Origin of the sequence: Aestuariicoccus sp. MJ-SS9, from assembly GCF_032586235.1 — a bacterium.
Lineage (GTDB): Bacteria > Pseudomonadota > Alphaproteobacteria > Rhodobacterales > Rhodobacteraceae > Aestuariicoccus.
In genome coordinates this window covers 54850-66570 of sequence record NZ_JAWHTD010000021.1, presented here as the reverse complement: position 1 = coordinate 66570, position 11721 = coordinate 54850, and the positions used below count along the sequence as shown (strand labels likewise).

Genomic DNA, 11721 nt, shown 5'->3' with positions numbered 1-11721 from the left:
CGTGGACGAACCGAAACCCCTCCAACTCAAGAAACAAGGGAAGCGACTTCATCCAGGCGATCGCCTCGGCGGTCGCGTTGGCGCCGATCGGAAATTCTTCGAGAAACGACGCGTGCTGATTGATGTTCTTCGAAGAATGGGGACGGAGCGGGAGACCGGTTTCGGGGTCGTCAGTATGAAAATGGATCGCGTTGAGTTCGTGATTGCCCATGATGGCATGGGCAGTACCGGCATCAATCATCCGTCGAACGACGTCGATTACCGCAGCGTTCTGCGGGCCTCTATCGATGAAGTCACCTAGGAAAACGACTTGCCGTCGAGGATCGTCGTGCCGCCAAGCGCCCCGGCGCTCGCAGTATCCGAGTGACGCCAGGCGCGACGTCAGTTTCTCGGCTTGTCCGTGGATATCGGGAATTATGTCAAACATTGACTCTCCATCTCTGTGTTTCTTCGCTAGCGTAGCCGTCAACCAAGCTCTTTGCTTGCAAGTGTTGAAACGAGGCGCCGGTGAATTTTTTTGCGCTCTGACGGACGGAAAACACGACAGGTGTCGACCGGTGGCCGTTCAAGATCCGTCCGATCCTGAAGCGTCTGATGACATGAAGTCGAAAGGTCGACGCAGGAAACACTGATCTTGCGATCTACTCCGACTTCTGCAGGCGGGAGCGACAGAAGGCATACGACGTCAACGATCCTTCCCGGTAGAGGCATATCGCTGCCGTCATGCCTCTAGCGCGACCTCCACGTTTGGTGGTGCCGTTTCCTGTCCAAGACTTATCGGTTGGGATTTGCGAGGGTGACTGACCTCTGCGTTTACAACGTAGTAATACGTGGCACGTAATACAAGTCTTTGTTGGAGGGCTGGCGTGGAAGACAAACCGATTTCAATAAGACTCGGCGCGAGACGTCTGGATGCACTGGAACGATATCTTCGGGCGCACCCCGACGAAACGCGTAACGGGGTCATCGCGGGCGCTGTCGAGCAATATCTCAAAGAGACCGGTTTTTGGGACGATGAGCTACCACCAGGCAGCCATCTCGACCACCCCGACGATCGCCGCCGCCCAACCCTTTCTGAGCGGGTCAGGCGCCTGGAAGAGCGCGTCGACAAGCTGGTATCGGGCACACCGAGGGAGAGCTGACCGGCGGGCGTAGTGCATGAAGTGCTTGTCGGCCTGGCATAGCGCGGGTGGCCAAAATTTGATCGAGAGCGTACTATGACCGCTGTAAGGCCAACTGGCAGGTTCAGCGATGCGCGCCACCGAAAAGGTCCCCGTTGTGCCGGAAATCCTGCGGCAACATGTGGAAGGCGCTGCTTTTCTATGGGAGCAGCGCGCACGAATGTTTTATGATCCGGCGATGGATGAACGGCAGATTGGACGCACGGATTTTCGGATTTCGGCCCATCTCGATGCTTGCCTCGCCAGCGGTTCCAAAGCTTTGGAAGAGGCCGAACGTCGGTTCGACGATTTTCAGGATGCCGGAGAGACGTTTTCATGGCTGGCGACTTCGGTGCTGGGCCATGCAGCCGGCCTTGACCATGTCCTCGAGCGGATCGCACAGGCGGAGCTTGACGCTTTGCGCGGAGCGTCCGGCGCGATCGCATGGGTCGGCTCGGACGCGTTGAAACCATACGTTTCGCACTGGGCGAAATCCACTGTGCCTTTCAAACGCTGGCTCGCGTTGACGGCCTTTTCCGCATATCGCGTCAATCCCGGCGCGCTCATGGACCGATACCTGGATGATCCCGTCGACCAGGTGCGTGCACGCGCGTTGAGGCTTGTGGGCGAAATCGGGTTGTCGGAGCGGATGAATGACCTGCGCGCAATGCTTGACGGGCCAGAGGACTTTGGCATCCGATACTTTTCGGCCCGAAGTCTCGCCCTGTTGGGCGACAGGGAAGCAGCACGTCCCGTGTTGCAGGACATTGCATCGGGAGACTCGGAATACGCCGATGCGGCGCTTGAGCTGGTCATCCTTGTCATGCCGCTGGCGGACCTGCTTCCCTGGATGGGAACGCTGATCCAAAAGCCGGATCGACGGGACGCGGCGATCGAGATCGCAGGGGCCATTCGGCATCCCTCCATTCTGGACTGGTTGCTGAACAAGGCCAAGGTCCCGGACTGCGCGGCGGCGGTAACGCGCGCCCTGCGCAATGCCTTGCCGTTCAATCTGGATCACACCGACGTATTGGAAAGCGAGACGGACTTGCTTCCGGAAGGATTGTAACCGGTGTTTTTTCCCCACCTTCCTGCGCCCGGCCTAATCTGAGATCGGCTCCTTCAGGGTCAAATGGGAAGGAGTTTCTCCATGGATGCTACATTGGAGGTTCTCACGGTTGGTGGAGGCCGTCGGCGAAACCTGTCAACGGCCGACCTGGTGGTCGACCAGAACGAGCGCGGTGTTGTCTTCGGTCATGGGTTCGGGATTGATGTAGGTCATTTGGATTTCCTTTTTGTCTAGAGTGGGTTGGTTGGGGTTGCGGTTCAGGGTGAAAGTGGGGGCTCAGTCGACAGAGCCCAGTTCGCCAGCCGCGTGGGCGGCGATGACGGCCTCCAGTTGCTCGGCGTCGCGCATCGCGAACGGGCCCTTTTGCACGAAGGGTTCGCGCAAGGGCGCACCGCCCAGCAGCACGGCCTGGCCGCCTTCGTCGCTGAGCAAGCGGAACTCCTTGCCGCCGTGGGTGGCCAATGCGGTATCGCCGCTCACCCGGTGGCGGGTTCCGTCGATTTCGACCTCGACCTCGCCACGGATCAGATGCAGCCACGTTGCATCCCCGGGATCGGGGCGATGGGTGAAGCGGCCGCCCGCCTGCAATGCGATATCGAGGATGGTGAGGGGCAGGGCGGGCGGTGTCGCGCCAATTACGCCATTGCTTTTGCCGGTCATCACCCGAACCCGATGGCCGGGGCCGTCGATCACCGGCATCTCGGTGGCCGCGACATGGCGTGCAGTGGGCGCGTCCAGCTTCTGGGCGGCGGGCAGGTTGACGAAGATCTGCAGCGCATGGGTGCGCGACCCGGGGGTGGGCGCCTCGTCGTGCACCGCGCCGCGGGCGGCCTTCAGCCAGTAAAGATCGCCCGGCGCCAGCGCGATGTCGTTGCCCAGCGAGTCCCTGTTGCGGAAGCTGCCGGTGCTGTCTTCGAAGAGCACGCTCACCGCCGAGATCCCGGCATGGGCATGGGGCGCGAAGGTCGGCGCGGTCATGGTGAAGTGATCGACCATGATCAGTGGGTCCATCAGCCCGTCAAGCTGTCGGTGGATGAAGCTGAGCGCTTCGAAACCCGTGCCGCGGGTCATCTTTTCGCCTTGCTGCACCGCGGTAACCGCGGCGCTGGGGTTATGGTTTCGAATTGTGTGTTGCATGGTCATGTTCGCCTCCTGTGCTGAAAACGAACCTAATTTCGGGACGCTTTGCAGGAAATCCGTTGATTTCAGAACCCTTCGTTCTGTATTTGGAACGGTAACCGCAAGGGAGATTCCAGGCCCATGGACCTCAATCAAGCCTACTACCTCGTGCATGTCGTCGAGAAACAAGGGTTCTCGGCCGCCGCGCGAACGCTGGGGATTCCCAAATCGAGGATCAGCCGTCAGGTGAAAAACCTCGAAGAGGACCTTGGCACGCGGCTCTTGAACCGGGATCCGAGACACATGTCGCTGACCGAGGCGGGCGAGGCCTATTATCGCCATGCCAGGATGGCGCTGGAATGCATGGTGGCCGCCGAGGCGGCGGTGCGCAAAGACAAGGACAGGCTTGAGGGCACCGTAACCCTGTCTTGTTCGGTCGGGGTCGCGCAGTTCGCGCTCAGCCGGATCCTGCCGCATTTCCTGGCCGAGAACCCGCGTGTCGTTCTGCGCCTTCAGGCCTCCAACGACTTTGCCGACATGATCGGCGACGGTATCGACCTGGCCATTCGGGGACATGTCAAGTTGCTGCCCGACTCGGGGCTGATCCAACGGCGCATCACCGATGTGCCCTGGCACTTGTTCACCTCGCCGGGGCTGGCGCAAAAGATCGGTGTCTCCGCGTCACCCACCGACCTCGACGGCCAGCCTGGGCTCGCGCTTGGCTGGCGGCCCGGGGGCAGTTCCTGGTCGTTGCAGGGGCCCGGCGGGCGCAGCGCGGCGGTTCCTTTCGCCGCACGGATGCGCAGCGATGACATGGTCACCTTGAAACAGGCGGCCGCAGAGGGGCTCGGCGTGGTGGCCCTGCCGGCCTATGTCTGCGCGGAAAATGTCGCCGCAGGGCGGCTGACCCGCCTCTTGCCGGAATGGACCGCAGGCTTGCCCGAGATCAGCCTTCTGATGCACGAGCGCAGAGGTAACCCGCCACAGGTCGACGCCCTAGCCGTCCGTCTGCGCCGCGACCTGCCGGAGGTCATGAACGCTGGCGGCTTATAGCGCGCTGGTCGCTCAGGATTCCGCGACCGAGCCCGGTGCTTTGACCGCGGCCTCGGCCGGCTGGTCAATTTCGGTGTCGAGCAGACCCTCGCGCGACAAGAGAACCGCGACGGGGCGCAGTCGTGGGATCTGCGAGCAGACGATCATGACCGAGACCATGATCGGCACCGCCAGGAACATGCCCGGCACGCCCCAGACCGCCGCCCAAAACGCCAGAGACGCGATGATCCCGAACGACGACAGCCGCAGCGTCTTGCCCAGCAGAATGGGGTCGAGCACCTGTCCGATCACGAACTGGATGGCGCCGACGATGGCCAGCACCGCCGTCGTCGTCAGGGTGTCGGCGGTCTGAACGTAGGCGACAAGCGCAATCGCCAGTGTCGCGGCAATCGAGCCCACGTTCGGGATAAAGTTCAGCACAAAGGTCAGCACGCCCATCGCGAAGGCCAGCTCGAGCCCGAACAGCACCATTACCGCATAGGCCAGAACGCCCGTAAGCAGGCTGACCAGGGTCTTGACCACCAGATACCGGTTCACCCGGTGCATGATCGACGAAACGACCCGCGCCGCCCGCTCGGCCTTTTGCGCGTCGCCGCCCAGAAGGCTGGTCAGCTTGCGCGAGAACCACAGCCGTTCGAGAAACAGAAACCCCACGAACAGGGTGACCAGCACCGCCCCCGAGGCGATGTTCCCGGCTTGCCCGGCCATGGTGCTCAGCCAGGGGCCGATCCGGACGCCCTGCAGCCAGTCGAGAACGGCGGCTTCGACCTCTTCGCCCATCCAGCCGAACAGCTCGGCCACCGCGCGCTGACCCGGTTCGGCATATTGCATGATGGTCTGCACCACCGTGTTCGCCTGCGCCAGGATGATCGCCGAGATCGAGATCAGCACCGACGCGATCAACAGGACCGCCAGCGCCGAGGCGAGACCGATGGAAAACCGCGCCTCGCCGATGCGCAGGCGCTGGAAATACCCGATCGCGTCTGCGGTCAGCGAAAACAGCATGATCGCGATGGCGAGCGAGATCAGCAGGAACTTGGCCTGAACGAGCAGGAACAGGATCACGGCGAAGGAAATGATGCCCAGGAACCAGACTTGCATGCGGTGCGGTTCGGGCCGGTCGTTCCTGTTGTCGGCATCTGGGGCAGTCGGTGTTTTCATGTACGCCTGTCAGCAATTCGTCCTTGTCGCGAGGCCCGGCAAACGGATTCGACCCGGCCCCGGCGTTAACTTAACGCCGGACGCGGGGATGCGCCAACCTGGCGTTCCGCGCGGGGCGCCGAAATCGCGGGAAAGCCACGGTTTCGGGTGGCGCGGGGTTAGGTGGGCGCGTCGGCGGGGCGGGCGTGGCGCCTGTTTGCGTGCGGGACGGTAATTTGCTTGCCTCTGCCCGGGGATGTGGCACATCCTTGCGGTGCGGCCCAGGCGAGGGGACCCGCGCCACCCAGCAGAAAGGACGCAGAGGATGCAGTACGAGCGCCCCAATTCGATGCAGGACGCGACAAGCCTGTTGGCGGACGCAGGCGGCAAGGCCTTCGTCCTGGCAGGCGGAACCGATCTTTTGGTCCGCATGAGGGGCGACGCCTTCGAGGCGGATCTGGTGGTTGACATCAAATCCATCGACGGGCTGAAAGAGATCCGCGAATCCGCCGAGGGCTTCCGGATCGGGGCTGCGGTCAGCTGCGCCGAACTTGGCCGCCACGATGCGCTGCGCGGCGCCTGGCCGGGCGTCGTAGAGGCGGCCAATCTGATCGGCTCGGCCCAGGTCCAGAGCCGCTGCACCATGACCGGCAACCTTTGCAACGCTTCCCCGGCGGCCGACAGCGTCCCCGCTTTGGTGGCCGCTGGCGCCAGGGCAGTCATCGCCGGGCCGGACGGCACGCGCACGATCCCGGTCGAGGAAGTTCCGGTCGCGCCCGGAAAGACCTCGCTGGGCAAGGCAGAGATCATCGAGGCGATCCTGCTCGACAATCGCCCCCCTCGATCCGGCGACGCCTATCTGCGGTTCATTCCGCGCACCGAGATGGACATCGCCGTGGTCAGCGCGGGGGTCAACGTGACACTCGACGAGGAGGGCGCGGTCGCCTCGGCGCGCGTCGCCCTCGGGGCGGTGGCCCCGACGGTGGTTCTGGTAGACGCGGCCGCAGAGGCCATCGTTGGAACGCGGCTCGACGACGCCGCCCTTGACCGGCTGGCAGAGGCCTGCACCGCCGCCTGCCGCCCCATCGACGACAAACGCGGCACGGTCGCCTTCCGGCAGAAGGTGTCGGGGGTCCTGGCCCGGCGCGCCGCCCGCATCGCGTATGAACGCGCAGGAGGAAAATGATGTCTGCAATAGCGGTTTCGACCACGATCAACGGCGATGATGTGGAATACCTCTGCCACGCCGAAGAGATGCTTCTGGACGTTCTGCGCAATCGTCTGGGGTTGACCGGCGCCAAGGAAGGCTGCGGCACCGGCGATTGCGGCGCGTGCAGCGTTCTGCTGGACGGCCGTCTGGTGTGTTCCTGCCTGGTGCTCGGCGCCGAGGCCGAGGGGGCCAACATCGAGACGGTCGAAGGCATGGCCGTTGGCGACCGCCTGCATCCGTTGCAAACCAAGTTCATCGAACATGCGGCGTTGCAATGCGGGGTGTGCACTCCCGGCCTCTTGATCGCGGCAAAGGCGCTTTTGGCGCAGAACCCCGATCCGACCGAGGAAGAAATCCGCTTCGGGCTGGCTGGCAACCTCTGCCGCTGCACCGGCTACGACAAGGTCGTGCGGGCCGTCGAGGACGCGGCGCGCGAGATGAGGAAAGGCTAGGCCATGAGTTTCGATGCGAAGTTCCACGACCGCGATTTCAAATCCGTCGGCACCCGCCCGCTGCGCCCAGACGGGGTGGACAAGGTCACCGGGCGCGCCCGCTACGGGGCCGACTACAACCTGCCCGGCCAGCTTGTCGGGTGCATTCTGCGCAGCCCGCATGCCCACGCCAGGATCGTCAGGATCGACGCCAGCCGGGCTTTGGCGCTCAAGGGGGTCAAGGCGGTGGTCACCGCCGAAGATCTGCCGGATCTGACCGATGGCGACGCGTCGCTTTACGCCGTGCTCGACAATTGCATGGCGCGCGAAAAGGCGTTCTACGACGGCCATGCGGTCGCGGCGGTGGCGGCCATCGACGCCCGTGTCGCCCGCGCGGCGCTCAAACTGATCGACGTCGAATACGAGGTGCTGCCGCATGTGGTCGATGTCGACGCCGCCGCGGCCCCCGATGCGCCGCTGCTGCACGACGACGTCTTTACCGGCGGGATCGACCCCGCGCCCGAAACCCCGTCCAACGTCGCCAACCGCAGTGAATTCGGCCATGGCGACGTCGAGGCCGGTTTCGCGCAGGCCGACGTCATCGTCGAGCGCAGCTACAAAACCGAGCAGACCCATCAGGGCTATATCGAGCCGCACGCCTGCGTCGCCAGCGTCAACCCCGACGGCACCGCCGAGATGTGGGTCTGCACACAGGGGCATTTCGTCTTTCGCCAGACCTGCGCGGATCTGCTGGGAATGGATGTGTCCAAGCTGCGCGTCACCTCGTCCGAGATCGGCGGCGGGTTCGGCGGCAAGACGCATGTCTGGGCGGAACCCGTGGCGCTGGCGCTCTCGCGCAAGGCCGGGCGGCCGGTCAAGCTGGTGATGTCGCGCGACGAGGTGTTCCGCGCCTCGGGTCCGACCAGCGCCACCTCGATCGACGTCAGGATCGGCGCGCGCAAGGACGGCACCATCACCGCAGCCGAGGCCACGCTGCGCTATTCCTGCGGGCCTTATCCCGACATGTGGGCCGAGCTGGGCGCGATGACGTCATTTGCCTGCTACGGCCTCGAGAATGTCAAAACCGTGGGCTTCGAGGTGCTGGTCAACCGGCCCAAGACGGCGGCCTATCGCGCCCCCTCGGCGCCGATGGCGGCCTTCGCGGTGGAAAGCGCGGTCGATGAGCTGGCGCACAAGATCGGCATGGATCCGGTCGAGTTCCGGATAAAGAACGCCGCACAAGAGGGCAGCCGGTCGTCTTACGGGCCGGTCTACGGCCCCATCGGCATCGGACCGACGCTCGAGGCGTCGCGCACCCATCCGCATATGTCGGCACCGCTGGGGCCGAACCAGGGGCGCGGCATGGCCTGCGGATTCTGGTTCAACTTCGGTGGCCAGACCTGCTGCGATCTCAACGTCGCGGCGGACGGCACCGTCGCGCTGGCGGTGGGCACCGTCGACGTGGGCGGCGCGCGCGCCTCGTTGTCGCTGGTGGCGGCCGAAGAGCTGGGCATCCCCTACGAAGACGTCAAGGCCGCGGTCGCCGACACCGCATCGCTGGGCTACAACGACATGACCGACGGCAGCCGGGGCACCTTTTCGTCGTCCATGGCCGCGATCTCGGCTGCGAGGAACGCCATCGCGGTCATGCGCGAACGGGCGGCGATCATGTGGGACATTCCGGTCGAGGACGTGGGCTGGGAGGACGGGCAGGCCATCGCGCTGGGCGACAAGCACGGCAACCGTCCGCCGCTGACGATCAAGGAAATCGCCGCCGAGGCGGGCAAGACCGGCGGCCCCATTGCCGGTCACAGCGAGCTTGTCGCCGACGGGGCGGGCGTGTCCTTCGCCACCCATATCTGCGACGTCGAGGTCGACCCCGAGACCGGCGCGACCCGGGTGCTGCGCTACACGGTCATTCAGGACGCCGGAAAGGCCGTGCACCCGGCTTATGTCGAGGGCCAGTTTCAGGGCGGCGCGGCGCAGGGCATCGGCTGGGCGCTGAACGAGGAATACGTCTATGGCGACGATGGCCGGCTGCAGAACCCCGGCTTCCTCGACTACCGCATCCCGGTCTGTTCCGACCTGCCGATGATCGACACCCAGATCCTCGAGATCCCCAATCCCAACCATCCCTACGGCATTCGCGGTGTGGGCGAGACCTCGATCGTGCCGCCCTTGGCGGCGATCGCCAATGCGGTGTCGAACGCGGTGGGCGTGCGGATGACCCATATCCCGATGTCGCCGCCCCGCATCCTCGCGGCGCTTGAGGGGCAGGGCTGAACGGCGATGGTCGAGGTCACGCTCTGGGGCTCGCTGGCGGCCTTGGCGGACAACCAGAAACAGGTCGAGGTCGAGGCCAGGACCATCCGCGAGCTCTTTCGCAACCTCGGGGCGCGATACCCCGGGCTGAAGCCGATGATGGAGAACGACGTCGCGGTGTCGGTCAACGGGGTGATCTACCGCGACCAATGGTCCAAGGAACTGCCGCAGGACGCCGAGATATTCCTCATGCGGCGTCTTGCGGGCGGGTGAGGATCCAGTCGGGCCGACCTGGGGTCTAAGCGGCAGATGCGCATCCGCCGCCTGCTGATGCAAATGCATTCTCCGCCGCGCCCACGTGAGCGGCGCGGCCAGATGTGCTACCTTGTCGTGACCATTTTCCAAGGCCGGGGGATTTCATGACCAAAAGCATCTGCGCGATCATCGGATATGGGCCGGGACTGGGCGCGTCCTATGCGGCGACCTTCGCCAAGGCGGGATACGACCTGGCGCTGGTCAGCCGCTCTGGCGCCGGTCCCGACGCAGCCATCGGCGACGTCACGGTCCGGTCCTATGCCAGCGACGCGGGCGACCCCGAGGCGCTGCGAGCCACGCTCGATGCGATCGAGCGCGATCTGGGGCCGGTCGACGTGCTGATCTACAATGCCGATATCGCCCAATTCGGCACGCTGGAAGAGGTCACCGAGGATCAGTTCGAAAAGAGCTGGCGGATCGGCGCCCTGGGGCTTTTCACCACGGCGCGTCACCTTGCGCCCCGGATGGCGGCGCGGGGGGCGGGCACGATCATCGTCTCGGGCGCCACGGCCGCTTTGCGGGGCAATCTCTGGACGACCGCCTTCGCGCCCACGAAATCGGCACAACGCATTCTGGCGCAATCGCTGGCAAAACAGCTGGGGCCCAAGGGCGTCCACGTGGCCTATCTGATCATCGACGGCGTGATCGACACGGCCGACACCAGGGCGGATTTCGCCCGCGGCAAGCCCGACGAATTTTTCATGCGCCCTGACGCGATTGCCGAAACGGCGCTGATGGTGGCGCGGCAGGACCGCTCGGCCTGGACGTTCGAGCTTGACCTGCGCCCGTTCGGTGAGACCTGGTAAGCGTTTCCGGGCTTGCGGCGGCCGGTCTACTGCGTCTCGACCCCCTCGGGCAGGCCAGCGGCGACCCAGCGTTCGATCAGGGCGATCTGATCCTCGGACAGGGCGCGGCTGAGAAACGGCATGCGCGGGGCGCTTTGCCCGCGCAGCCTGCGGATCAGTTCGCTTGCCTCGATATCGCCGGGGACCAGAACCGCGCCGCGCTCGCTGCCCGCGAGGGTGGCGGCGTAGCTGTCCAGCAGTAGCCCTTTCGACGCCCCGGCAACCGCGGAATGGCACATCACGCAGCGCTCGGTGAAGATCGCGCTTACGTCGGCCCAGACCGGCGGGTCAGCGGCAATGGCGGGCACAGGCACGAGGGCAATGGAACAGAGCAATCGCCCCAGCCTCATGCGTCGCATTCGTTTACCGGCATCGTTCACAGCGTTCCCCCGTCCGGAGTCTTTCCGCCAGGATACACCAAGATGCCCAATCCGCAGGCATCCGAAACAGCCGTCGAAAAATCATGTTATACTGATCCCGCCGGGGCGGGCCCTTCGCGCGCCAAGGTGTATATTATGGAGAGATAGCATGAACAGATTTTCAGTGCTGGCCTTGTTGGCCGCTTGTATCCCTTTCACGGCTCTGGCCGAAGATGTCGACCTCGATGTGATGCGGGCGAGCGTCGAAAAATACAAGGATATCAACGTGGCTCTGGCCGAAGGCTACATCACGCCCGACAACCATTGCGTTTCGGCGGCGGCCGAGGGGCTGCCGGCAGAGCTTGGCGCGATGGGCATTCATTACATCCATCCCGCGATGCTCAAGATCACCGGGACCGATCCGCGTGTGAACGGTGAGTCGACCTATACCGACTGGTCGCAGCCGGCGATTCTGATCTATGAGCCGCAGGCGGACGGGTCGATGGAACTGGTCGCGGTCGAAAACCTGGTCTTCGAGGCCGCCTGGAACGCCGCGGGCATGGGCGACGCGCCGATGCTGAACGGTCGCACCTGGGACCATATGGCCGACGATCCGAACACGGCGGGCGACGAGGCGCATGGCTTCATGCCGCATTACGACCAGCATGTCTGGCTCTTCCGCGAAAACCCGATGGGGACGCTGATGCCGTTCAATCCGAACGTCACCTGCGAACACGCCCAAGGCTGACCGGTTCCCG

Annotated in this window: 14 protein-coding genes; 10 read left to right on the top strand and 4 right to left on the bottom strand. The window is 64.5% G+C overall.

Annotated elements, in window-relative coordinates; translation table 11 throughout:
- A partial coding sequence (locus RXV88_RS14445; protein WP_316294062.1) for a metallophosphoesterase occupies positions 1–427 on the bottom strand: 427 nt, incomplete at its 3' end.
- A gap of 439 nt (positions 428–866) precedes the next feature.
- Here RXV88_RS14445 and RXV88_RS14440 point away from each other — a divergent pair.
- The 3 genes from RXV88_RS14440 (at position 867) to RXV88_RS14430 (ending at position 2463) form a co-directional block, all read left to right on the top strand.
- Positions 867–1142 carry a hypothetical protein gene (locus tag RXV88_RS14440; RefSeq protein WP_316294060.1) on the top strand — a complete coding sequence of 92 codons (276 nt, stop codon included), beginning with the start codon at positions 867–869 and terminating at the stop codon, positions 1140–1142.
- A gap of 109 nt (positions 1143–1251) precedes the next feature.
- On the top strand, positions 1252–2229 hold the full coding sequence (locus tag RXV88_RS14435; protein ID WP_316294058.1) for a HEAT repeat domain-containing protein: 978 nt from the start codon (positions 1252–1254) through the stop codon (positions 2227–2229).
- 81 nt (positions 2230–2310) lie between these two features.
- Positions 2311–2463, top strand: coding sequence for a hypothetical protein (locus RXV88_RS14430; protein WP_316294056.1), 153 nt, complete (start codon positions 2311–2313; stop codon positions 2461–2463).
- A gap of 42 nt (positions 2464–2505) precedes the next feature.
- Here the strand turns inward: RXV88_RS14430 and RXV88_RS14425 are convergent, their stop codons facing one another.
- Positions 2506–3372 carry a pirin family protein gene (locus tag RXV88_RS14425; protein WP_316294054.1) on the bottom strand — a complete coding sequence of 289 codons (867 nt, stop codon included), beginning with the start codon at positions 3370–3372 and terminating at the stop codon, positions 2506–2508.
- Positions 3373–3489: 117 nt separating this feature from the next.
- On the opposite strand from RXV88_RS14425, the gene RXV88_RS14420 reads away from it, so the two are divergent.
- A complete protein-coding gene (locus RXV88_RS14420) occupies positions 3490–4401 on the top strand; it encodes a LysR substrate-binding domain-containing protein (RefSeq protein WP_316294052.1) in 912 nt (303 codons plus the stop codon).
- 12 nt (positions 4402–4413) lie between these two features.
- Here the strand turns inward: RXV88_RS14420 and RXV88_RS14415 are convergent, their stop codons facing one another.
- Positions 4414–5562 (bottom strand): AI-2E family transporter, encoded by a 1149-nt coding sequence (locus RXV88_RS14415; RefSeq protein WP_316294050.1) that lies wholly within the window; start codon positions 5560–5562, stop codon positions 4414–4416.
- 304 nt (positions 5563–5866) lie between these two features.
- Between RXV88_RS14415 and RXV88_RS14410 the strand changes: the two genes are divergently transcribed.
- The 5 genes from RXV88_RS14410 (at position 5867) to RXV88_RS14390 (ending at position 10565) form a co-directional block, all read left to right on the top strand.
- Positions 5867–6727 carry a xanthine dehydrogenase family protein subunit M gene (locus tag RXV88_RS14410; RefSeq protein ID WP_316294048.1) on the top strand — a complete coding sequence of 287 codons (861 nt, stop codon included), beginning with the start codon at positions 5867–5869 and terminating at the stop codon, positions 6725–6727.
- Positions 6727–7203 carry a (2Fe-2S)-binding protein gene (locus tag RXV88_RS14405; RefSeq protein WP_316294046.1) on the top strand — a complete coding sequence of 159 codons (477 nt, stop codon included), beginning with the start codon at positions 6727–6729 and terminating at the stop codon, positions 7201–7203. Before RXV88_RS14410 ends, RXV88_RS14405 begins: the two co-directional genes overlap by 1 nt.
- Positions 7204–7206: 3 nt before the next feature.
- Complete coding sequence (locus RXV88_RS14400) at positions 7207–9465, top strand: xanthine dehydrogenase family protein molybdopterin-binding subunit (protein ID WP_316294044.1); 2259 nt, start codon at positions 7207–7209, stop codon at positions 9463–9465.
- Between the two features lie 6 nt (positions 9466–9471).
- Positions 9472–9717, top strand: coding sequence for a MoaD/ThiS family protein (locus tag RXV88_RS14395; RefSeq protein ID WP_316294041.1), 246 nt, complete (start codon positions 9472–9474; stop codon positions 9715–9717).
- 146 nt (positions 9718–9863) lie between these two features.
- Positions 9864–10565 (top strand): SDR family NAD(P)-dependent oxidoreductase, encoded by a 702-nt coding sequence (locus RXV88_RS14390; protein WP_316294039.1) that lies wholly within the window; start codon positions 9864–9866, stop codon positions 10563–10565.
- Between the two features lie 26 nt (positions 10566–10591).
- Here RXV88_RS14390 and RXV88_RS14385 read toward each other — a convergent pair whose 3' ends face one another.
- A complete protein-coding gene (locus RXV88_RS14385) occupies positions 10592–10954 on the bottom strand; it encodes a c-type cytochrome domain-containing protein (RefSeq protein ID WP_316294037.1) in 363 nt (120 codons plus the stop codon).
- 178 nt (positions 10955–11132) lie between these two features.
- On the opposite strand from RXV88_RS14385, the gene RXV88_RS14380 reads away from it, so the two are divergent.
- The gene (locus tag RXV88_RS14380) at positions 11133–11711 is read left to right on the top strand and encodes a hypothetical protein (protein ID WP_316294035.1); all 579 of its coding nucleotides are present in this window, start codon (positions 11133–11135) and stop codon (positions 11709–11711) included.
- Positions 11712–11721 lie beyond the last annotated feature (10 nt).

Bases quoted from the DNA above. Each gene is read 5' to 3' on its own strand.
- RXV88_RS14385 (WP_316294037.1), bottom strand. From the start codon at position 10,954: ATGAGGCTGGGGCGATTGCTCTGTTCCATTGCCCTCGTGCCTGTGCCC.
- RXV88_RS14430 (WP_316294056.1), top strand. From the start codon at position 2,311: ATGGATGCTACATTGGAGGTTCTCACGGTTGGTGGAGGCCGTCGGCGA.
- RXV88_RS14435 (WP_316294058.1), top strand. From the start codon at position 1,252: ATGCGCGCCACCGAAAAGGTCCCCGTTGTGCCGGAAATCCTGCGGCAA.
- RXV88_RS14415 (WP_316294050.1), bottom strand. From the start codon at position 5,562: ATGAAAACACCGACTGCCCCAGATGCCGACAACAGGAACGACCGGCCC.
- RXV88_RS14410 (WP_316294048.1), top strand. From the start codon at position 5,867: ATGCAGTACGAGCGCCCCAATTCGATGCAGGACGCGACAAGCCTGTTG.
- RXV88_RS14425 (WP_316294054.1), bottom strand. From the start codon at position 3,372: ATGACCATGCAACACACAATTCGAAACCATAACCCCAGCGCCGCGGTT.
- RXV88_RS14420 (WP_316294052.1), top strand. From the start codon at position 3,490: ATGGACCTCAATCAAGCCTACTACCTCGTGCATGTCGTCGAGAAACAA.
- RXV88_RS14380 (WP_316294035.1), top strand. From the start codon at position 11,133: ATGAACAGATTTTCAGTGCTGGCCTTGTTGGCCGCTTGTATCCCTTTC.
- RXV88_RS14400 (WP_316294044.1), top strand. From the start codon at position 7,207: ATGAGTTTCGATGCGAAGTTCCACGACCGCGATTTCAAATCCGTCGGC.
- RXV88_RS14395 (WP_316294041.1), top strand. From the start codon at position 9,472: ATGGTCGAGGTCACGCTCTGGGGCTCGCTGGCGGCCTTGGCGGACAAC.
- RXV88_RS14390 (WP_316294039.1), top strand. From the start codon at position 9,864: ATGACCAAAAGCATCTGCGCGATCATCGGATATGGGCCGGGACTGGGC.
- RXV88_RS14405 (WP_316294046.1), top strand. From the start codon at position 6,727: ATGTCTGCAATAGCGGTTTCGACCACGATCAACGGCGATGATGTGGAA.